The 21,147-nt window shown below is 48.7% G+C and carries 16 protein-coding genes; 8 read left to right on the top strand and 8 right to left on the bottom strand.

What is annotated here, in order from left to right:
• Nucleotides 1-145: 145 nt before the first annotated feature.
• Nucleotides 146-10,915, top strand: coding sequence for a hypothetical protein (locus ON05_RS20265; protein ID WP_236618847.1), 10,770 nt, complete (start codon nt 146-148; stop codon nt 10,913-10,915).
• Nucleotides 10,916-11,005: 90 nt separating this feature from the next.
• Here the strand turns inward: ON05_RS20265 and ON05_RS20260 are convergent, their stop codons facing one another.
• The 5 genes from ON05_RS20260 to ON05_RS20240 all read right to left on the bottom strand — a co-directional run bounded on the left by ON05_RS20260 (nt 11,006) and on the right by ON05_RS20240 (nt 13,587).
• The gene (locus tag ON05_RS20260) at nt 11,006-11,524 is read right to left on the bottom strand and encodes a phage tail protein (RefSeq protein ID WP_010469720.1); all 519 of its coding nucleotides are present in this window, start codon (nt 11,522-11,524) and stop codon (nt 11,006-11,008) included.
• Between the two features lie 10 nt (nt 11,525-11,534).
• On the bottom strand, nt 11,535-12,053 hold the full coding sequence (locus ON05_RS20255) for a phage tail protein (protein WP_010469718.1): 519 nt from the start codon (nt 12,051-12,053) through the stop codon (nt 11,535-11,537).
• Nucleotides 12,054-12,068: 15 nt separating this feature from the next.
• A complete protein-coding gene (locus ON05_RS20250; protein ID WP_010469716.1) occupies nt 12,069-12,569 on the bottom strand; it encodes a phage tail protein in 501 nt (166 codons plus the stop codon).
• Nucleotides 12,570-12,637: 68 nt separating this feature from the next.
• Entirely contained in the window at nt 12,638-12,949 is a 312-nt protein-coding gene (locus ON05_RS20245) for a DUF6916 family protein (protein WP_010469714.1), read from the bottom strand.
• A gap of 161 nt (nt 12,950-13,110) precedes the next feature.
• The gene (locus ON05_RS20240; RefSeq protein WP_010469712.1) at nt 13,111-13,587 is read right to left on the bottom strand and encodes a GNAT family N-acetyltransferase; all 477 of its coding nucleotides are present in this window, start codon (nt 13,585-13,587) and stop codon (nt 13,111-13,113) included.
• A gap of 292 nt (nt 13,588-13,879) precedes the next feature.
• On the opposite strand from ON05_RS20240, the gene ON05_RS20235 reads away from it, so the two are divergent.
• Together ON05_RS20235 and ON05_RS20230 are read left to right on the top strand one after the other, a co-directional pair.
• Nucleotides 13,880-14,311: a DUF6916 family protein gene (locus ON05_RS20235; RefSeq protein ID WP_010469710.1), complete on the top strand. Its 432-nt coding sequence runs from the start codon at nt 13,880-13,882 to the stop codon at nt 14,309-14,311.
• Nucleotides 14,312-14,509: 198 nt separating this feature from the next.
• The gene (locus ON05_RS20230) at nt 14,510-14,980 is read left to right on the top strand and encodes a ubiquinol-cytochrome c reductase iron-sulfur subunit (RefSeq protein WP_010469708.1); all 471 of its coding nucleotides are present in this window, start codon (nt 14,510-14,512) and stop codon (nt 14,978-14,980) included.
• Nucleotides 14,981-15,108: 128 nt separating this feature from the next.
• Here the strand turns inward: ON05_RS20230 and gor are convergent, their stop codons facing one another.
• Nucleotides 15,109-16,467 carry a glutathione-disulfide reductase gene (gene gor, locus ON05_RS20225; protein WP_010469706.1) on the bottom strand — a complete coding sequence of 453 codons (1,359 nt, stop codon included), beginning with the start codon at nt 16,465-16,467 and terminating at the stop codon, nt 15,109-15,111.
• A gap of 108 nt (nt 16,468-16,575) precedes the next feature.
• On the bottom strand, nt 16,576-17,148 hold the full coding sequence (locus ON05_RS20220) for a peroxiredoxin (RefSeq protein WP_010469704.1): 573 nt from the start codon (nt 17,146-17,148) through the stop codon (nt 16,576-16,578).
• A 201-nt stretch (nt 17,149-17,349) separates the two neighbouring features.
• Between ON05_RS20220 and ON05_RS20215 the strand changes: the two genes are divergently transcribed.
• The 3 genes from ON05_RS20215 to ON05_RS20205 all read left to right on the top strand — a co-directional run bounded on the left by ON05_RS20215 (nt 17,350) and on the right by ON05_RS20205 (nt 18,796).
• On the top strand, nt 17,350-17,769 hold the full coding sequence (locus ON05_RS20215; RefSeq protein WP_010469702.1) for a Fur family transcriptional regulator: 420 nt from the start codon (nt 17,350-17,352) through the stop codon (nt 17,767-17,769).
• 61 nt (nt 17,770-17,830) lie between these two features.
• Nucleotides 17,831-18,298: a nuclear transport factor 2 family protein gene (locus tag ON05_RS20210; RefSeq protein WP_236618846.1), complete on the top strand. Its 468-nt coding sequence runs from the start codon at nt 17,831-17,833 to the stop codon at nt 18,296-18,298.
• A gap of 24 nt (nt 18,299-18,322) precedes the next feature.
• Nucleotides 18,323-18,796: a GNAT family N-acetyltransferase gene (locus tag ON05_RS20205; RefSeq protein ID WP_010469699.1), complete on the top strand. Its 474-nt coding sequence runs from the start codon at nt 18,323-18,325 to the stop codon at nt 18,794-18,796.
• Nucleotides 18,797-18,841: 45 nt separating this feature from the next.
• Here the strand turns inward: ON05_RS20205 and ON05_RS20200 are convergent, their stop codons facing one another.
• Nucleotides 18,842-19,723 carry an SDR family oxidoreductase gene (locus tag ON05_RS20200; RefSeq protein WP_010469698.1) on the bottom strand — a complete coding sequence of 294 codons (882 nt, stop codon included), beginning with the start codon at nt 19,721-19,723 and terminating at the stop codon, nt 18,842-18,844.
• A gap of 135 nt (nt 19,724-19,858) precedes the next feature.
• Between ON05_RS20200 and ON05_RS20195 the strand changes: the two genes are divergently transcribed.
• Nucleotides 19,859-20,233, top strand: a complete 375-nt coding sequence (locus ON05_RS20195; protein ID WP_236618844.1) for a hypothetical protein — start codon at nt 19,859-19,861, stop codon at nt 20,231-20,233.
• A gap of 220 nt (nt 20,234-20,453) precedes the next feature.
• Nucleotides 20,454-21,146, top strand: coding sequence for a magnesium protoporphyrin IX methyltransferase (gene bchM, locus ON05_RS20190; protein WP_010469694.1), 693 nt, complete (start codon nt 20,454-20,456; stop codon nt 21,144-21,146).
• Nucleotide 21,147 lies beyond the last annotated feature (1 nt).

The following is a 21,147-nucleotide window of genomic DNA, read 5'->3' as shown; positions in this document are numbered from 1 at the left end:
TACCAAAGACTAATTATCCCTAGACATGTAAGTTGCCATGATTTTTGGGAACAAGAGATAAATCGAGCAACCCAATGGTTGCCAGGGTGACTTGCAAGTGAGACACAACCGCTGAGCGGTAAGTGAGGTACTAATGGCTGGCTGGATGAGTATTGATCCCAAGGTGCGATCGCACCTTGGGAAATCCTTAGCACTTAGTTTGCTGATCGCAGGGGTATGGCCCATGGCGGCGCTGGCCGAAGAGATCTCGGCTGCCCTACCCCAAGCAACCGAACCTCTAGGGGATATCGGAACTGATCCAGCACCATTAGAGGCACCACCTTCAGCAGAACCGGAGATTACTGCAGCCTACATCTCTCCACCCAGCGACTTTCAACTGACGCTGGACTCTGCTGACACCGTTCCAGAACATTCTCTATCTCCTGTACCCCAGGATGAGAGCATCACACAGCATCCTGAAGCATCCCTAGCAGCAGCTTTAGAAGCTGACCAACACCCCCAGCCTTCACCCAAGGACCTGACGGATCAGCCTGTCATCGAACAGCTTCCTCCAACAATTGACACCAAGCCACCCATTACAGCCTCTCCGCCTCGCACGTTGGCAGAAGCAGGATGGACAACAGCACCACAAGTTATCGCGATCAACCAAGGAACGACTCCATCTAATTCTGCGGCAGTAACATCCCAACCTCTAGTCCAAGCAGAGCCTGATGTCCCTACGGACACCACAACTGGCGAACAATCCGATACGCCCACCGGCACAGAAACAGACACTTCCACCAACCTAGGCATTCCCTACTTTGTCGATACCGAATTCCGTGGTAGTACCCGTCGTCAATTTGGGGGGATCAACCTCCGACTTCCCTTCTGGCAGGATGATCAATCTTTCGCCTTTGCTGATATTCATTTTGAAGGAGGCAGTAACGAAACCTTCCTCGGCAACCTCGGTCTCGCCTATCGCCGTGTCCTCAACACCTCGAACGAGAACCCTTGGATCCTCGGCACCCATGCCTTCTACGATTCCAAACGCAGTGAAAACGGCTTTCAGTATCACCAAGGCAGCCTTGGGGCCGAACTCGTCAACAAAAAGTTTGAATTTAGAGTTAACGGCTATCTCCCTAGCGGTAACCCTAATGTCGTCGGTCAACGCACCGTCAACGGCGTTTTAGGGATCCAGCCTAGTGCGAATGGCCTGGGCACCAACATTGTCCAACAAACCCTTACTCTAGAAGCTCGTGAACGAGCCCTGGCCGGGTTTGACTTTGAAGCAGGTCATCGTCATCACTTCAATGACAAAGTCAGTCTCGGCCTGTTTGGAGGCTACTTCTTCTTTGACAGTAGCGAAACCCTCAGCATCGATGGCCCCATGGCCCGCGCCCAACTCGAAGTTCAAGACCCCTTAGGGATGAACGGAGGCTTGTTACAAGTTGGCGGTCGCTTCCGCTTTGATGAAACCCGAGGCTCAGAACTTGAAGGCTTTGTTCGTCTGGGGATTCCTTTTGGCGGTCCTAAACGCTCTCAGCCCCTCAGCCTCACCCAGCGTTTAGCCCGGCGTCCGATTGGGCGCGAGTACGAAATCACCACCTTTGCTCAGGACATCAATCGTCCTATTTCTATGACTGAGCTCCAGGCGGCGACTGCGGGTCAAGGTACCCTTTCTCCCCTTGGACCTCAGATTATCGCCTCAGATTCCCAAGTAGCCCTTAACCCCGCCACTGGACTCCCTATCAATATTTTCTTCATCGATGGAGATGGCACCGCTGGCAGTGGAACCCAAAGCAGTCCTTTAACTATTGCTCAGGCCAGCGCTCTTACCCAAGCCAACGATATTCTCTTCTTTCTCAACGATGCTGGAGCCATCGATACCCAAACCGGAACCGGTGGAACCCTCTCCCTAAAGGAGGGACAACAAGCACTAGGGGTCGGCACCACTCCCAACTTTGTCTTCACTGTTCCCAACCTGGGCTCAGTCACCATCTTCGATACCGGACAACCCCAACTGGTCAATGGTGCCAACAACAACGTCCTCACCCTCGCCAATAACAACACCATCGATGGTCTTGCCTTCAATGGTCAAAATACAGCTCCTCGGGGAATAGCTGCCGTTACAGGAGCCACCAACACCACCATCCGCAACAGCAGCCTCGGGAACTTCACCATCGCTGGCATTCAGATCACCCCCTCCACTAACACCACCATCGACAATGTGGTCTTCAACAACAACGCTACAGATGCCATCGTCAATGCCGCCAATACCACGTTGACCAATGTGGTGAGCACCAACGCCACGGGTCCCGCCATTCAGATTCTCAATGCCACAGGCACCACCACCCTCACCAATGTCAATATCTCCAATTCAGGTGGAGACGGTCTCCAGTTTGCCAACCCATCAGGAACGATTACGGCCACTAATGTGGATATCACCAATGCTGGCGATAACGGCCTTGAGATTACAGACGGCGATGGCACCTTTACCTTTGATGCGGCTAGCTCGATTACCAATGCTACGAATGCGGCGTTCAATGTAGTCGGTGGCACCACCACGATTACCTATAACGGCACCATTACTCAAGACAATCCAGCCAGTGCCGTCAATATCAACAATAAGACAGGTGGCACCACGACCTTTAATGGTCTAGTCACAGCCAATACGAGTACGGCTCCTGGCGTCAATCTGGCCAACAACCCAGGCAGTACCATTGCCTTTAACGGAGGCTTGGATATTGATACCACCACAGGCATCGGATTTAATGCCACCAATGGCGGTACCGTCAATGTCGCCGCTACAAGTGGGGATGAATCGGTCACCACAACCAGTGGCACTGCCCTGAATCTCAACAATATAGCGGCCAACATTACCTTTGATTCAGTGTCTTCGACTGGGGGAACGAATGGCATCAACCTGGATACGGTGACTGGTTCGGTGAGCGTATCTGGAACCACTACAATTGCCAACACCACTGGAGATGGGTTCTTAGCAACCAACAGTACGGGGACCTATACCTTTGGTCCCGTGACCATCACCAATGCTGGGCTAGATGGTATGGATCTATCAGGGATTAATGATGCCACTACAGTGTTTAACTTAGGGGCATTGACGATTAATGGCTTTACGGGGTCCGGGATTAATTTGACAGGAGCGAATGTCAGCGTCACGGCTCCGACAGTAGCGATTACCAATACGGGCAATGTGGGCACCGGCATTGACCTGACCAATACCACGGGCAATCGGGTGATTACCTTAGGTGATCCAGCCAATGTCAATGGAGATACTCCCAGTTCAATCGCGGGGGTGAATGTTGGGGTGCAGTTGAATAATGCCAATGCCAACTTTACCTTTGGTGATGGGGAGCAGATGACCGATGCTCCCAGTACGATTGCAGCGACGACTCCGATTGATGCTAGTGCTGTGGGAGCAAATGGTACTTACAATTTCCGTGATGTTGCTTTTACAGGTAATCCGGGCCTTGGGTTTACATTCCCTGAGCTATTCTTCATTGATCAGAACACCAATGGTTCAGGAGCCACCCTCACCGATCCAGGCAGTATTACCACCGCTGAGGCTAGCCCAACGGCCGATATTTTTATCTTGGTAAATACATCTGGAACAGATGTCATTGATGCGAACAATGCAGGGGGCACCTTTGACCTAACTGCCAATCAACAAATTCTCAGTTTCCGCAACGGATCCACGATCAATATTCCATTTGCTGGTCCCGGCAATGTGCTGCTAAATGCTTCAACGGGGTTGATTACAGACACGACAGGTAACGGAGCCCCTACCTTGACCACCACGGGAGCAGGAACGCCCGCAACCGTGGCCTTTGCAAATAACAACACCATCAATGGAGTCGTTCTGGATAATGGCAGGAATGGGGCAGCCGTTTCTGGGACGGGTCTAGCTGGAGCAGCCACGATTCAACAGTCTACGTTGCCAACGGTGGACTTTAATGGCGGCACCGTAAACGTCAATATTACGGGCTCCACCCTCAACAACGGCAATCCGTTAGCAACGGTCAACGTTAGCGGCGGACATACGGGGGCCTTGACGGTTGATGCGGCCACCACCATCAATGCCACCAACGGTACAGGGTTACAGTTTGACAACGCTGATGGAACGTACACCTTTAATGGTCCGATTACGCTCAATGGCGGAGATGCGGGTCTTGATATTCTCAATGGCTCTGGAGGCACCTTTACGTTTGCCAATGCTGCCATCACAAATCCAACCGGAATTGCCTACAACGAAGATACGAGTACGGCAACTGTTACCTATACCGGCACGATTACTCAAAATAATGCGGTTAGTACCATCAATATCAATAATAAGACTGGAGGCACCACCACCTTCAATGGCTTAGTCACCGCCAATACCGGTACGGCAACTGGAGTGAATCTAACAAGTAATGCGGGAAGCACGGTCAGCTTTACGGGCGGACTAGATATAGATACAACGACAGCCGTTGGATTCAATGTCACAGGCAGTACGGTCAATGTGGGGGCGCTGGGGTCTACAGGCGCCTACACGGTTACCACTACGGATGGCCTAGCCGTCAATATTATCGATAGTACGGTGGATACAACCTTCAATTCCATTAGCGCCACTCGGTCAACCTCAGGTTCTGGGATAACCCTCAGTAATTTGGATGGCGCATTTGCTGTGAATGGCGGCACCCTTAGCTCGCCCGTGGGTAGCGATCAGAATAGCTTTTCAATTATTCAGAATGATGTCACGGCGACTCGCAACCTCACGGTGGCAATCGACGGCATTTCTATTATTCATGATGCCACTACCAGTATTGGAGACTTGGATTTTGGGGTGTTTGCAGAAACCCGTGATGACGATCAGTTAGTACTATCCATTGCCAACAGTATCTTCAAAACAGAAGATCAGGGGGTTGTTATTCAGGGCATTACAGAAGGCTTAATCGTTACCGATTTTAGTAACAACACGCTGCAAGGAGATTCCACAGCCTTCAATCCCGCTTTTATGGCGAACGGCTTCCGGTTTGACGGGGTCGTGTTTGATGCAGATCCCAACACGGCGGGTTTGCAAGAAGTACAGGGGGGGACTTTAACCCTTGGCAGTCCCACGGAACGGACCTCTTTTGGCTTTACTGCAGCAACACTTGATACTGGCCGGAGCAGTAGAGGAACGATTCGCTTTGACCAATTCAATGCCAACGTAACCAATGCCGCCATCTTAACCAATGCGAGTAGTGCTGATTTGACGATTCGGATCTTAGATGGCAATGTCGATGCGGGCCAGATTGACCTTAACCAGGTCAACTCTGATATCACTCTATCTAGTCTAACTTTGAATGAGGATGGGGGGAACAGTGGATTTGTGGCTAATCAGGTCACAGGCTCATTTACGGTAACTGGGGCGACTTCTATTACCGCGCCCGAACTTTCTCAAGCGATTGGTGCACAATTCTTTAGTCCTACTGCAACAACGCAAGGGATAAGTATTGCCAACTCCAGTGCTAACTTTACTTTTAACTCAATTAATATTGCTCCCTCCACACTCACCCCACCGACAGGTCTGGTCTTGACCAATGGGGGCCCCACTGTGGGCATTCAATTGACAGGGAATGCAGGGACATTCACCGCCACAGGAACTACCACCATCAACACCACTGTTGAAGATGGCATTCTTATTTCTAATAATCCAGGCAACGTTACCTTTGGCACGACTAATATCAGTAACCCTGGAGCGCCGATTGTCCCCACACCATTATTCACGCCTCGTGTGATTGATGCAGCGGGTATTGATATTGAAGGGGTTAATAATGGAGCTATTGCCTTTGGCAACACCAGCATTACGAATTTCGGAGACGATACGGGGGTCGATTTTGCTGGGTCTGATCCAATGGGTGGAGTCCAGTTTACGTCTTTGAACATTGCAGGAACGGGAACTGCAGGGTCTGTGGGTATCGACTTGTCCTCCACCCTCGGCAATCGTCTGATCCAGGTGGGTGACTCAATGAACCCAGGTGCGGATACTCCAAGCTCCATCGCCAATGTCGAAATTGGAGTAGAGCTGTCTTCCAGTCAAGCCGTCGGAACAACGGCGAACGTTAACTTCATCTTTGGAGATGGTGAAGATACCGTCGATCAAGCAAGTACGATTAGCGTCACGGCAGGTGGCTTTACAGTGCAGGCTATCGGCCTAGATCCAGCCAGCGGTACTTATAACTTTAATGATGTCAGCTTCACAGGTAATCCCAACTTCACTAGTGGGGCTGGAGTTGCAGGACAGCTCTTCTTTGTCTCTAATACGGGCATGGGGGATGGTAGCTCTCCAACTCAAGCCGCTAGTGTTACGGCTGCTCAAACCCAAGCGAATTTGGCCACCGTCAACACCTTTGTCTTTATCAACAATGGCACAACCTATAACTTTGATACGTTGCTGGCAGCGGCAGGCAATAGCTTTACCCTAGGGACTGGCGATGCTATCGATGGGTTTGGTAATGGTCAAACCTTTGGTTTTCAGCAACCCGCTAATGTATTAGGTACTTTCCCAAGTACCAACATCACAGATCCCACGGGGAATGGTGCTGCGGTCCTCAGTACTAGCGCTGGGAATAACGTTATCACCCTGGCGAATAACAATACGATTCAGAATGTGATCTTCGATGGTAGTAGTACGGCTGCCCGTGCGATCGCAGGTTTAACAGGTGCAAACAATACCACTATTCAAAACACCACTATTCGGAATTTCACCACCGGGATTGAAATTACACCGTCGACCAATACCACCCTCAACAATGTCACCTTTAGCGGCAATAACACTGATGTCATTGTTAATGCTGCGGATACGATGCTCTCTAATATCACCAGTACGGGCACCACGGGGACATCGCTTCAAATCACAAATGCGACCGGGACAACCACCCTCCAGAATGTATCCCTAGCTGGGGGGGTCGTCTTTACCAATGCCGCTGGCACCGTCAACATCGATAATTTAGACATCACCAACGCCACCGGTATTGGCGTGGATATCAGCGGAGGCAACGCCACCTTTGATTTTGATACCGCTAGCTCCATCACTAATCCCACAGGTACAGCATTCAATCTCAATGGGGGTACGGCCAGCATTACCTATAGCGGCAGTATCGCTCAGGCCAATAATGCCAGCACGGTCAATGTAACGGGCGGCCATTCTACAGGAACGGTCACCTTCCAAACTGGAATGCTAAGTGCCACGAATGGCAATGGCTTGCAGTTTAACAATGCTGATGGCACCTACAACTTCAACGGCACCACAACCCTGAATGGCGGTGATGCTGGAATTGATATCCTCAACGGATCTGCAGGCACATTCACCTTTGCAAACACAACTATCACCAGTCCCACTGGCATTAGTTTGAATGTTGACGGTGGTGCAGCCAATATCAACTATAACGGCACCAGTTCGATTGCTCAGGCCAATAATGCTAGCGCTGTTAATGTTCAAAGTGGGCATACAGGCACCATCACCTTTGCCAGCACCACCAACATCAATGCCACGAATGGCAATGGCCTGCAGTTTAACAATGCTGATGGCACCTACAACTTCAACGGCACTACAACTCTGAATGGCGGTGATGCAGGAATTGATATCCTCAATGGGTCTGCGGGCACGTTCACCTTTAGTGCCAATACGTCCATCACCAGCCCATCAGGAACTGCGTTTAATGAAGACACCAGCACCGCCTCCGTCACCTACGCTGGCACCATTACCCAAAATAATGCAGCCAGTGCGGTCAATATCAACAACAAAACCGGAAACACCACCGCTTTTAATGGCTTAGTTACTGCCAATACCAGTACTGCCCCTGGCATTAACCTCACCAACAATACAGGCAGCACTATCAATTTCAATGCTGGTTTAAACATTGATACCACGACAGGCACAGGCTTGAATGCCACCACTGGCGGCACAGTGGGTGTAGCGGCTACAGCAGGGGATGAGTCCGTCACCACAACATCTGGTCAGGCTATCAACCTCAATGGAATTGCGTCTAACATTACTTTTGATACCGTCTCTTCTACAGCAGGAGCCAGTGGTATTTCCCTCAACACTTTGACGGGTTCCTTTGCAGTCACTGGCACTACAAACGTTAATAACCCCACTGGCAATGCCATCACCCTAACCAGCAATAGTGGTACTGTCACCTTTGGCACCGTCAATATCGACATGGGGACGACCGCCAGCACGAGTGGCATTCGCTATGTCGGCACGAACGCTGCAACGACGTTCGGCACCACCACAATTACAGATGTAGGGGCTGCCGCCAATCAGGTCGGCATCAACTTCAATGGCGCCACCTTATCAGGGACTGCAGCCTATAACGCTGTCGCCATTTCTGGTCCTGATACCTCAACTAGCTCTATCGGGGTCGATTTAACTGCATTGGCTGGCAACCAGACTGTCAATCTAGGGACCCAAACCACGCCAGCCACAGGCCCATCCAGCAGTATTACTGATCTGCATCGAGGGGTCGTCATCGACAATACTGCGGCGGTTCAGTTTACCTTTGGCGATGGTGAATCTGCCAGTGATACCGGGTCCAGCATTAATGTCAACGCTCAAGCAGGAGCCTTTACAGTGGATGCCGGGAATGGCACCCTCGCCGCTTCCAGTTTCGATTTTGAAGATGTCACGTTTGGGGCGGGCGATGCTGCTAATTTCCCGGCGGGTGCAGCTTCAGCCACCTTCGTTAGTCAGAATGGTGGCACGCTCACCGCTGGAACCTTTGGCTTGAGTCAATCCATCAGCACGATCTCTGTAGCTGCGGCGGATTTATTGGCCGGAACCGAAACCTTTGCCTTTATCGGCAATATTGATGTAACGGCCCAGGGAGCTACAGGCTTTACCCTGGCGACAGGTCAAAGCATTACAGGTTTTGCCAACACTAACTCGGTATCGTTTGGGTCTATAAAACCGGCCAATATTTTAGGCACGTTCAGTACAGTCGGGGGGACTATCACAGCCAACTCTGCCGTGATCACCAACTCAACAGCGGGTAGCGATGTCTTGACCCTAGGGGGCAACAATACCATCGAGCACAATACCTTTGAATACAGCACTGGCACGGCTAACATTTTCGATATTGATAATGCCACCGCTGGGTTCAGTAATGGCACGGGTATCACGATTCAGAACAATGTCATTCAAAATGTTGGTGCCAATGCTACGGTCTTCAATGTTGCGAACCTGACGACGAATGTGACCGCCCAGAACAACACTATCAATGTTGCTGGGGAATTACTCAACGCAAATGGTGGGACGGGTAATATCACTCTTACCCGTGGGACTGGCACTACTTTCAGCGCTCGCAATATCAATGTGGCGAATAAGACAGGGGGTACGGTCGCTATCACAGGTCCCCTCACATTGAATTCTGGTACGGTCAATGCGGTCAATTTGACCAGCAATACTGGCGCTACGATTAATTTTGCAGGCGGCACTTTGGATATTGACACTACTACAGGCGTAGGCTTCAATGCCACCAACGGGGGAACGGTGAATGTTACGGGTACAGCCAACACAATTAATTCCGGGGCAACCACAGCGCTCAATATAGCCAACACCACGATAGGTACAAGTGGAGTCACTTTTCAGAGCATTTCAGCAAATGGTGGAACTAATGGCATCAATTTAAATAATGTTGGTAGTGGCGGTTTCAATGTGACAGGAGATGGAGCAACCTTAGGATCGGGAGGGCTCATTGATAACAGCACAGGGGCAGGCATCCGTTTGAGTAATGCTCAAAATATTTCCCTGAACTTTATAGATGTCACAGATGGCGGCAATGATGGCATTTTTGGCGACAACGTGAATGGGTTTACCCTGAGCAGCGGGCGCATTCTCCGTAACGGCAATGCTAACGGAGAATCTGGAATTCAGTTTGGTGATACAACAACACCTCTCAATGGAGTCTCTGGTGCAGTATCCATTACCAATAGTCTCATCGATAGTAGTCAATCCTTTGGCATTGATATTCGCAATAGTTCGGGCACGCTTAGCAGCTTGACCTTAACAGGCAATACTATCTCGAATAATACGCAAGATAGTGCTTTTGTCTACGAAGGGACAGGAACTTCAGTCCTAACAACGGCCAATATTGCCAACAACACCATTCAGAATATTCCTGCCAGTGCTTTCATCATTAATGTCACGGATCAGGGGACAGCCGATGTGGTGTTAGACGGAAACACCATCACTGGAACAAATACATTTGGCCAGATTACATCTAATCTAAATGCAGTCGTGAACTTCGACATCCGAAATCATGGAACAGCAGGTAATCCTGTGCTCTTTAGCGGTACGAATTCTGATGGAATTAACCTGTTACTGGGTAGTCAATCTACAACGTCTGGACGCTTACAGGGCAATATTGACAACAACTTTATTAGTCTGACAGATACGAATAATTTCCTAGGTGAAAACATTACAGCAATTGCCGAGGGTAACGGAACACTGACCATAACCATTACCGATAACACGCTCGTCAATGCTGGATTTCAAGAAGTTATTAGACTATTTGCTAGAGATGGGGATAACACATTCAATGCAACGGTCACAGGTAATGCTGTAACGCAATCTAATATATTTGGCCTAGAAGGCATCTTCTTCCAGTCCGGTGCTACGGGCTCGGCAACAGACGATATCAATGCTTGCGCTGATATAGGCGGGGCCGGTGCGCTAGCCAACACTGTTAGTGCAGCAGGTGGTACAGATGATATCCGCTTGAGATTGCGAAGCAGTACAGATTCGTTTGTACTTCCAGGCTTCACAGGCTCGGGAACTAGTGGTGTAGATGTAGCAAACTATTTAGCCGGACGCAATAATAGTACATCCGACAATATCACCATTGATGCTGGACTCACCTTCAGTGGTGGTGTTTCTTGCCCCACCCCTCCTTAATTGACCAAAGTAGGACGGTTCCGGTCTACGCTCAGACAAACATTGGTGGCTAGTTTGAAGCTAACCACCAACAGTCTAAAAACTAGACAATTAGCTGCGCGATGGATAGAGCCCTTGCAAAGCAATAATAAAATTGATAGCTAAATAGGGCTGCATATTGTTATGGGATTGGCTCCCTCCCGCATTAGGGAGGTCAGCCATAGTAACGAGGTTAGTCGCAGCAGATTGATAGGCAAGTCCCCGAGAAGAACGAGCCAGTGCTCGATCTGTTCCAGGCGCTTGAAGCTCAGCGGTTTCCGAAGTTGCTCTTAACGTATGGGTATGGTTAGGCATTTGAGCTTCAGACAGCGTGATCATTTCTGCTCCGCCCTTCTGACCTAGACTACGAGACGTTAAACCTGGACCACGTCCTGGATGCATCGGCGCATGTCCTTGTAGATTAGGCAATGCCGTAGTGCTACGACCATCACCGCCATAGGTTGTGCCAATTAAAGAAAAGAGCGCAGTGTTTTGGGAAACAGGTAGCAATTGCCCATCACAAAAGGCCCAACCTCGTGGTGCAAAGTTGCCTGCAAAAATGCGAATTTCGGCAATAAAAGGTTCGGACATGTAACACTCCTTAGTTACGGGATGGGTAGATACCCAACAAAGCAATAATGAAATTGATACATACAAATGGCTGTAGGTTAGAGTGCGTTCGACTCCCTCCCACACTGGTAATGGCAGCAACATTCATATTGGTATCAATAGGTTCTTGGGCATAGAGAGACAGTGTTGAGGGCTGGGCTATGACGTTGCCCTGTGGTGCCGTTTGATCAGCTAAGTCAGTTGAGGCTTGCAATGTATGAGTGTGGCTGGGTAGCTGATTTGCAGTCAAGGTGACTTGCTCAACACCACTTTTCGCACCTAGCCTACGCTGGGAAAGCCCTGGACCTGTTCCTGCATGAATGGGAATACGTCCCCGCAGATCGGGTAATCCAAAGGTAGTTCGACCATCACCGCCATAAATCGTGCCAAGCAAAGAAAATAAAGCATCGTTTTGGGACACAGCAAGCAGTTGCCCATCACAGAACGCCCATCCACGCGGGGCAAAATTGCCTGCAAACATACGGATCTCGCCAACAAAAGGTTCTGACATAAGTGATATCTCCTACTAATTTCTGGACGGGAAAAGACCTTGTAAGGCAATGCAGAAGTTAACAGCGAGATAGGGCTGCATATTATCGTGTCCCTGACCACCCCCAACATTTGTCACTGTGCCCGCAAGCAGTGCTACAGAGTTAGTATTGCTGTGATACAACCCAGATGAGACCTCTCCCAACACATGGCCAGTCGGAATAGGGTTATTCGCAGCACTAGATGAGGCTTGAAGTTGATGGGTATGTTGTGGCATTTCATTCCCAGCCAAGGTATGGGTTTCTTCACCTCCCTTTTGTCCCTGGAGATGGCTACTGCTGACATGAATCGGTGTTCGCCCCCGCAAATCGGGCAGGGCAAAAGATGTACGCCCATCTCCGCCATAGGTCGTACCTAAAAGAGAATAAAGTGATTGATTTTGATTAATCGGCAAAATTTGCCCATCGCAAAAGGCCCAACCTCGCGGGGCAAAATTAAAGCTCACCATTCGTATTTCTGCTAAAAATGGTTCAGACATAAGCAATATCCTCACAATTCGATATAAATTATCCAAAAATCGCTATCTTGCAGGCTTATGCGAATAGCCTAGTTAAAAATTGCCTCGTAATAGACCCCGTCCTCATCCTGATCAATAGGCACCAAAAATAAAGGCAGTTCTCCCAAATGCTCGTGCTGTAGCTGATAGATCGCTTGATCTAAAGGGCTGTTTTGCGGTCCTTGAAAAACCAAAGCAAAAGGTTCTGGACGTTGACCGTTGGACTTCGTATGGCGTCCTGATGATAGATGGGTCGCCTCAATCAACTGAAGGTTCAGGCTCGCCTCCAATTCTCCTTCGATTCGGAATGCATCCCCTAAATAGTCTGAGAATTGTGATTGTGTTAATTCTGCTAGTCTCATCGCCTCACTTTGCACCTATAACGTCATCTTTCTTAACCGTTGACAGCTCTTCAATCACTCACAAGACAGGTCTTTCTGTCTTGCGTTTATAAAGTCATTATTTTTCTATTAAAAATGAATATACTTACTCCAAAACTGCTTGTCTATAGATATATTCATTACTAAGAATTAGGCATCCATTCCATCAAAAAATAAACACCATTCTCAGATTTCTTTTGGAATCCAAGACGTTGGTATAACTTTAAAGCTCTATTATTTTGCTCAACATGAATCCTGACAGATTTATGTGAACACTGCCCTTCAGCTAAGATTTGTTGTAGTAGTGATGAACCAATTCCTTGTCCTCTATAGGCAGGTAAAATAGCAATATCAATAATTCGAATCTCATCAGGACGTCGGTCAACATATAAGCGACCAATAGGCTGATTTCCCTCCAAAATCATCAAATATTCAGCCTCTCTAAACTGAGCCTGGTAATATTGATGCTGAGCCTGAAACTGTCTCTGCAAGAAGATCTCCTTCTCTTCTTGACTCCAGGATAAGACCTGCAATTCTTCTGCCCGAGTGCTTGCATAGATTTGCTTTAAATTATTGAGATCGTCATCACATATTGGACGAAAGTCGATAGACAAATGCATAATCACCTGCTAAAAGCCATAAATATTTTTCTCAGAAATATCTTCAATTGATAGGCTTTTTATTTTATATAAGACGAATTATTTGTATACACCTAAAACTACTTATTTCTTAATTTCTATTTTGAAGTGAAGCTCTATAATGAGCTACAAAGATTACAATTTTGCTTCAGCCAATACAATGTGTGTGAAGCGATTGCACTCAAAAACTCACGTTTAATGGCCGCAACAATTATCTTCAGGCCAATGCTTGAAGTACTAGTTTTTATGATTAAATAGATATCAGTCTACTGCTATGAGTATTTCCCGACGGCATTTTCTTTTATTCTCTGGCACCACTTTCATCACAGTTGGAACTTCTTCCTTGCCCCTAGGTGCCAAACAAAACTCTCACACCTGGGCTAAGACATTGAATTCCAGCAATGCGTCTTTGGGCCAGATGCATTGCTCTACTTTTGAGACCCTCAAGGATAGAACCTTCCAAGTTTTTACCGAGGAAGGAGAGCAGCTGCACCTCCAGTTAGAGCAAGTCGATGAACATGGGCAGTCCAAACAGTTGGAGCAATTTTCGCTCATTTTTCGAGGTTACCAAGGCCAATCTTTATCCCAAGGGACTTATCAGATTCAGCATCGTCAACTGGGGCGCTTTAGCTTGTTTCTGGTTCCCACAGGAGAACCAGAAACAAGCATGTACTATCAAGCTGCCTTTACTCGCCTCCTGGTCTAATCTCGGTCTCGATCCAAAGCAATCTAAGGTAGATGACCCCATCAGCGAGACTCTTCCCTAGAACGAGGCTATGGCATGGTCCCAATCGCGCAGATCGTAATGCAATTGGGGTTTTTTATCACGGAAGAGCAGCGAATTGAGATTAGATCAGGCATAATATCCAGCGAAGTCCGTATCTCAGATACAGGAGAACACTGAATGGATCGTCGTACATTTCTCTCGTGGGTAGGAGTTGGTACATTAGCCAGCAGCTTACCTGTGGTGCTCGCTGCCTGCACCTCTAGTGACTCACCAGAAGCATCTTCACCAGAAGGCTCTGATACTGCTGAATCTGCCGCTCCAGCTACAACAGCAGATGGGTTCACCGAAGTCGGTAAGCTGGCAGACCTAGAAAGCAATGGGTCTGTGGTTATGGAAGACTTTGGTGGTGCCCCCCTACTCGTCATTTTCAATCCTGATGACAAAACCAAAGTCGTTGCGTTCAAAAATCAATGTACCCATAGTCAATGCCCTGTTGATTGGAATGCAGAAGAAGGGACCCTGGATTGCCCCTGCCATGGTTCCAAGTTCAAGGCAGATGGGACCGTTACCAACGGTCCTGCAAAAGACTCACTTCCTACCTATGAAGCGAAGGTAGACGGAGACGCCATCTTGGTGAAAGCGGGCTAAAAATCGCTTAATTTCAATAAAGAAACCCCTGACATGTAGTCAGGGGTTAAATCCTCTGAGGAGGAATCTCTCGATACCAGATTCCTGAGCTTAAAGTGCCCCCTTAATTCCAAAAAGTGACACCTTGCTTAGCGCATTGTTACAAATTCTTCGGCAGAACTGGGGTGAATCCCGACAGTAGCGTCAAACTGGGCTTTTGTAGCTCCCATCTTGACTGCGATCGCAACCCCTTGAATAATTTCTCCCGCATGGTCCCCCACCATATGCGCTCCTAACACCTGATCGGTGTCGGTATTGACCACTAACTTCATCAAGGTTTTCTCATCATGGTTCGGCAGGGTGTAATACATGGGGCGGAAGCGACTGCGAAAGACTTTGATTTTGTCTTCGCCATACTGTTCCTGAGCTTCTGCTTCCGTTAAACCCACCGTAGCGGCTTCAGGGGTGGTAAAAATGGCTGTCGGTACATTGTCATAGCTCATGGTTCGGGACTTGCCACCAAAATGGGTATCGGCAAATGCTCGTCCTTCGTTAATGGCAACGGGTGTGAGGTTAATCCGATCCGTACAGTCACCCACGGAATAGATATTGGGTTCTGCAGTCTGACTATATTCATTAACTGCGATCGCACCGCCGTCTACTTCAATAGCTGTATTTTCCAATCCCAAGCCTTCGAGATTGGGGATACGCCCCGTCGCCGCCAGGCTCACAGCGTCGGCTAGAATCGTTTCTTCAGCATTGTCAGCCTGCTTAACGGTGATTTGGAGTCCCGTATCGGATTTTGCAATGGCCAAATCTGTCATATTATTCAGTACCCGAATACCATGCTTCTGCATCGCGTCTTGAATTTCTGAGCGGATATCGTCATCAAAGCCGCGCAAAATCTTGTCAGCCCGGATAATCAGCGTCACTTCAGACCCTAATCCTTTCAGAATGCAGGCAAATTCAATGCCGATATAGCCCCCACCGAGAACAACCAGATGCTTAGGCTGCTCTTTCAGATTAAAAATATCGTCTGAAGTAATGGCATGTTCGATACCGGGAATGTTGGCAGGCTTAACGGGTTTGCCCCCCACCGCCACCAAAATTTTATCTGCAGTGACTTTTTGATCGCCGATTGCAACGGTATGGGCATCGACAAGGGCCGCACGTCCCCGGTAGACTTCCACTTTGGAGTTATCTAGCATCCGTTGATAGATACCGTTAAGACGTGTGACTTCATCATTCACAGCCGTGATCATTTTGAGCCAGTCTAGTTGGCTCTCGACTGGGCTCCAACCATAGCCCGTGGCAGCATCAAAATGGGACGGGAAGTGAGACGCATAGACCATCAGCTTCTTAGGCACACAGCCGCGATTCACACAGGTGCCGCCCAAACGGCCATATTCTGCAATGCCAACTTTGGCACCATACTCGGCAGCGCGACGGGCTGTGGCAATTCCACCGGAGCCTGCACCAATTACAAATAAATCATAGTCGTAACTCATCGCCTTCCCTCCTTTGCAGATTCAATCACGTTTCACTTTAGCCTAATCAATACATGGCACACTGGAGCTGGCCCGTTGACCAACTCCAGACGGTGACATCAGGCCGCTTTAGCCCACTGCTGCTGCAGTAGGAGCTGTGCTGGCATGGGCACCTTTGAGATAGGCCAACATCGTATCGGCATCAGATACCTCAAAAGGATCGGTGGGACAGTTATCGCCGTAATCCGCTTCAATAAACATTTTTTCGATTTGGCCATCATTAACCACCATCGAATAGCGCCAAGAGCGCATACCAAAGCCTAGATTAGACTTGTCCACCAACATCCCCATCTTGCGGGTGAATTCACCATTGCCATCGGGCAGCAAAAAGACTTTATCCGCCCCTTGATGCTTACCCCATTGGAACATTACAAAGGCATCATTCACCGATAGACAGATAATCTCATCAACTCCCTGAGCTTTGATTTCTTCATGAAGCTCTTCATAGCGAGGTAAGTGAGTCGATGAACAGGTGGGGGTAAATGCACCTGGCAGGGAGAACAGAACAACCCGCTTGCCACCAAAAATATCTTGGGTGGTTTTATCTTGCCATCGATAGGGATTGGGTCCTGAAACGGACTCATCCCGAACTCGGGTCTTGAAGACGACGTCAGGCACTCGCTCAGTTGCAAATACAGCCATGTTTTTCCTCATGTGTTGGGGTGAACAGGTGTCGGCAATCGCCTCCACATATCTAAGAATAATTCTTATTTAAGAATATTTCAATAGTAATATATACTTATTTTTAAGAAATACTATATTTTATTGAGACATCGCAAGTTTTGCATCTATAATTAGTGAATAAATTGCCGCAATAGTATTTGCTGTTTGACAAACAAAATAATGAAGCAGTCTGCTGACACCATCGTGCAAGTTTTAAAGGAGAAAGGTCTCCGAGTCACACCCCAGCGTTATGCGGTGTATGCCAATTTGCTGTCTCGGACCGATCATCCGACCGTAGAGCATCTATTGCAGGATCTAAATCAAGATTTTCCCATTTCTTCTCAAGCGACGGTGTATAGCTCGCTGCAAGCCCTAAGAGATGTAGGTCTGGTCCGGGAAGTCTTACTTGAAGAAGGCGTGTCCCGCTACGACGCCAACGTCGATCCTCACCATCATTTCCGCTGTCGCCAGTGTGGCGAAATTGAAGACATCCCCTGGAATTGTTTCCAAGAAATTAGCCTTAGTAACCTCCGGCCCGGCTTAAAAGCCCAAACCTATGAGGTCACCGTAAGTGGCCTATGTGATCGCTGCCAGCCCTAAATAAAATAGACGAACTTAAATTTATTGTGACTCCTAAGCCCCCATTGATGTTGGGTCAAGGATGCCCGCTTTACGCTCCGTTTTATCGGTTTCAAGTGTATTGCCCATGGCTCAGCCCCTTTCGCTTGCCTTAGAGCAACATATTATCGAGGTTGAAGAACGACTCCGCTTAGCCATGCTGACCTCTGACGTGGCCGCTCTCGATCAACTGCTTGCCGATGATTTGGTGTTTACGAATCATCTGGGCCAGACCATCAGCAAACATGATGACTTGGCTTTCCATCAATCCGGTCTCTGTCGATTTCAGACAATTGAGTATTCAGAACGACGAATCCAACCCCTAGGAGAGGGGGTAGTTGTCTCTGTGCGAGTGCAGTGGGCAGGCCTTTATGGCGAGACCCCGTTCCAGGACCATCTCAGGTTTACTCGTCTATGGCAACGTTCTTCTCAAGATCTGTGGCAAGTGATTATCGGCCATAGTAGCGTTATTCACAGCAATGTTCCCTCACCCTCTGTACCCAAAGAATAATCTGTCATTCCGGGATGTGTCGCCATGCAAAATTCCTCCCTTTTGATTCGCTCTGCAACTCCCGCCGATGATCAACAGATTGCCCAGCATTTTTACCAAATGTGGCTGGATAACCAGGTCCCTGCTGAGCAGATTCGAGCGGATTGGCAAGCCGTCACCTTAGCGTTCCTGGCAACGGCCCGCGATCAGTTGGGTTATCAGGGATATATCGCCTCTCTAGATGAAGAAATTGTCGGATCGGTGGGCTGTCAAGTCTTTTCGGGGCTGTATCCATTTCTGATTAGCCAAGACCAACGTCACTATGGCTATATTTGGGGCGTCTATGTGGAAGCAGCCTACCGTCGCCAGGGGGTTGGTCGTCAACTGACTGAAGTGGCTGTGGAATATTTGCGATCGCAACATTGTACCCATGCCATCCTCCATGCTTCCCCTTGGGGCAAACCCGTCTACGAGCAGATTGGCTTTACACCATCCAACGAAATGCGCTTAGAGCTTTAGCCGACTCACGACTAACTTCTCCTAAAGTTGGCACCGGAGCAAAACTTATTTCTGCAATGGACCCGGTTGCCAATCTCCTAGGCCAAATTTCCGCCTCAAAATTCGATCCAATAGTCGAGTCGGTAGCCATCGTTTTAACAGTGGCAAGGTAAGACTTTTATGGCCAATGGAAATTTCAGGGGGGAGTCGATCGGATCGCTGAATCCGATGCACGAGCTGTTGGGCCAAGGTAGCAGCAGGCGTGGCCTGGTTCTGAGATGCCTGGGCGCGCGCCTGGATTTGAGGAGCGAGGTGTTGATATCGAGAATTGGGAGGGAGCAACCGTTCAGCCCTTTGGGAGGCTGTTTGCCCAAACTGGGATTGAATAGCCCCGGCTCGCACGGTCACCACTTGGATATTAAAAGGGGCCAGTTCCATGCGCAATGCATCAGATAACGCATGTAAGGCCGCTTTAGACGCACAGTAGGAACCTGCAAACGGCGTACTCATGATTCCTGAGACACTGCCCAAATTAAGGATTAGACCTCCCTCCTCCATCAACGGTACCACCTGCTGAATCAGCTGGATCGGTGCAAATACATTGGTTTGAAACTGGTTCACCAGCTCGGCATGGGGAATATCCAGTAACGGTCCCATTACCGCATAGCCTGCATTATTCACCAGAATATCGAGCCTCTGCGTCTCTGCCACCAGGGTATCAATGACAGCGGCAATCTCTGCCGGGCAAGTGACATCTAACTTCAATGTAGCCATCCCTTGTTGGGCCAATTCTTCCATATCAGCCAGGTTTCGAGCAGTGGCATAGACCTGATAGCCCTGGTGGTGAAATTCTAGGGCGAGGGCTTTGCCAATTCCCGAGGAGCAGCCCGTAATCAGCACCACTTTAGCCGCTGAACGGGATGGGTTTTGCGGTTGGGAGACGACCATCGACTTAAGCAGCCATTTCAAATTACCCCTCAATAGTTGAAAAAATATTGAGTGTACGTTCAGGTTAAGCCAATCTGGGTATGGACTGTGATACAAGTCAAGATATAAATCAATACTTCTGTTGAGTTTTTGCTGATGACCTCACAATTCTCGTTGCCACAGATACCCATCACTGTCCTAGGGTTGAAAACGCTACTTCGCAAGAGCTTGCTTATTGTATTGATAGGAGGGATAGTGCTGTTCAGTCTTCCTGATCCTGCCTACGCAGCTAGCTGCCGGAATATCAAAGGCCGTCGCATTTGTGAAGCGTCTTTAAATCGTACAGCCAAAAATTATTGGGAATATCGAGCCATCGTCACCATTGATGGGGCCAGACAACCTCGAGAGACCTATAACTGTCGCGATCGCTTTCGCATCCAAGCCGATGGTACAGTCATTCCCTTTGAAGACGGAGATCCGAGCCCGTTAGTCTGTCGACTCTATAACAAAAGATATAAAACAAAGCGCTGAAGGCCTGAGTTAGAAGCCAGCGCGAACATCCACGGTGTTATCCCTCAAACCCTAGTGACCTAGGTGCCCTTAACGAATTGCCTACCCCTGCAATCCTGATCCTTCCTCAAGGGATATGAGCGGGCAACGTCCCCTTGTGGAAGGGCTGAGTGCAAAAAATCCCTGATCGTCCAATTTTCTGCAACCATAGAGGATTGAGACCGTTGTCAGAAATATACCCATGCCTACCACCAACGATAAAGCTGTTGTCCAAGATTATTTCAATACCGTTGGTTTCGACCGTTGGCGGCGGATTTATGGCGACGGAGATGTCAATAAAGTCCAAAAAGACATTCGCATCGGTCATCAGCAAACGGTAGATACCGTAATCTCCTGGCTAAAAGCCGACGGAGATTTATCGGGACAATCCTTTTGCGATGCAGGCTGTGGCGTGGGTAGTTTAAGCATCCCCTTGGCAACAATGGGCATCCAGGTCTCGGCCAGTGATATTTCTAAAAAAATGGTGGAAGAGGCCCAGTCTCGAGCCCAGCAAACCTTGGGCCAAGATCAAAACCCTAGCTTCAGCGTTCAAGATTTGGAAACCTTATCCGGGAGTTACGATACGGTCATTTGTCTGGACGTTTTGATCCATTATCCCGACCAAAAAGTACCGGAAATGATCAACCACTTAGCGTCCCTTGCCCAATCCCGGATTATTCTGAGCTTTGCCCCCTGGACGATTGGCTATATGTTGTTGAAGAAAATCGGCAGCTTCTTCCCCGGTCCCAGCAAAACGACCCGCGCTTATCTACATCGAGATTTTGATATTTGCGACATTTTGCGATCCCAAGGGTGGACCATTGAACGCAAAGCCATGACTAAAACCAGCTTCTATTTCTCTCGCATCATCGAAGCCAAGCGTCCAGAAGCATAGC

It is taken from the genome of Acaryochloris sp. CCMEE 5410 (assembly GCF_000238775.2).
Classification (GTDB): Bacteria; Cyanobacteriota; Cyanobacteriia; order Thermosynechococcales; family Thermosynechococcaceae; genus Acaryochloris.
The sequence above is the reverse complement of the archived record's forward strand: the minus strand, read 5'-3'. Positions and strand labels throughout refer to the sequence as shown.

Coding starts and splice junctions, on each gene's coding strand:
- ON05_RS20250 (WP_010469716.1), bottom strand. CDS start 12,569: ATGTCTGAACCATTTTTAGCAGAAATACGAATGGTGAGCTTTAATTTT.
- ON05_RS20265 (WP_236618847.1), top strand. CDS start 146: ATGAGTATTGATCCCAAGGTGCGATCGCACCTTGGGAAATCCTTAGCA.
- ON05_RS20205 (WP_010469699.1), top strand. CDS start 18,323: ATGCAAAATTCCTCCCTTTTGATTCGCTCTGCAACTCCCGCCGATGAT.
- ON05_RS20220 (WP_010469704.1), bottom strand. CDS start 17,148: ATGGCTGTATTTGCAACTGAGCGAGTGCCTGACGTCGTCTTCAAGACC.
- ON05_RS20235 (WP_010469710.1), top strand. CDS start 13,880: ATGAGTATTTCCCGACGGCATTTTCTTTTATTCTCTGGCACCACTTTC.
- ON05_RS20240 (WP_010469712.1), bottom strand. CDS start 13,587: ATGCATTTGTCTATCGACTTTCGTCCAATATGTGATGACGATCTCAAT.
- ON05_RS20260 (WP_010469720.1), bottom strand. CDS start 11,524: ATGTCCGAACCTTTTATTGCCGAAATTCGCATTTTTGCAGGCAACTTT.
- ON05_RS20195 (WP_236618844.1), top strand. CDS start 19,859: ATGACCTCACAATTCTCGTTGCCACAGATACCCATCACTGTCCTAGGG.
- bchM (WP_010469694.1), top strand. CDS start 20,454: ATGCCTACCACCAACGATAAAGCTGTTGTCCAAGATTATTTCAATACC.
- ON05_RS20215 (WP_010469702.1), top strand. CDS start 17,350: ATGAAGCAGTCTGCTGACACCATCGTGCAAGTTTTAAAGGAGAAAGGT.
- ON05_RS20230 (WP_010469708.1), top strand. CDS start 14,510: ATGGATCGTCGTACATTTCTCTCGTGGGTAGGAGTTGGTACATTAGCC.
- gor (WP_010469706.1), bottom strand. CDS start 16,467: ATGAGTTACGACTATGATTTATTTGTAATTGGTGCAGGCTCCGGTGGA.
- ON05_RS20255 (WP_010469718.1), bottom strand. CDS start 12,053: ATGTCAGAACCTTTTGTTGGCGAGATCCGTATGTTTGCAGGCAATTTT.
- ON05_RS20200 (WP_010469698.1), bottom strand. CDS start 19,723: ATGGTCGTCTCCCAACCGCAAAACCCATCCCGTTCAGCGGCTAAAGTG.
- ON05_RS20210 (WP_236618846.1), top strand. CDS start 17,831: ATGCCCGCTTTACGCTCCGTTTTATCGGTTTCAAGTGTATTGCCCATG.
- ON05_RS20245 (WP_010469714.1), bottom strand. CDS start 12,949: ATGAGACTAGCAGAATTAACACAATCACAATTCTCAGACTATTTAGGG.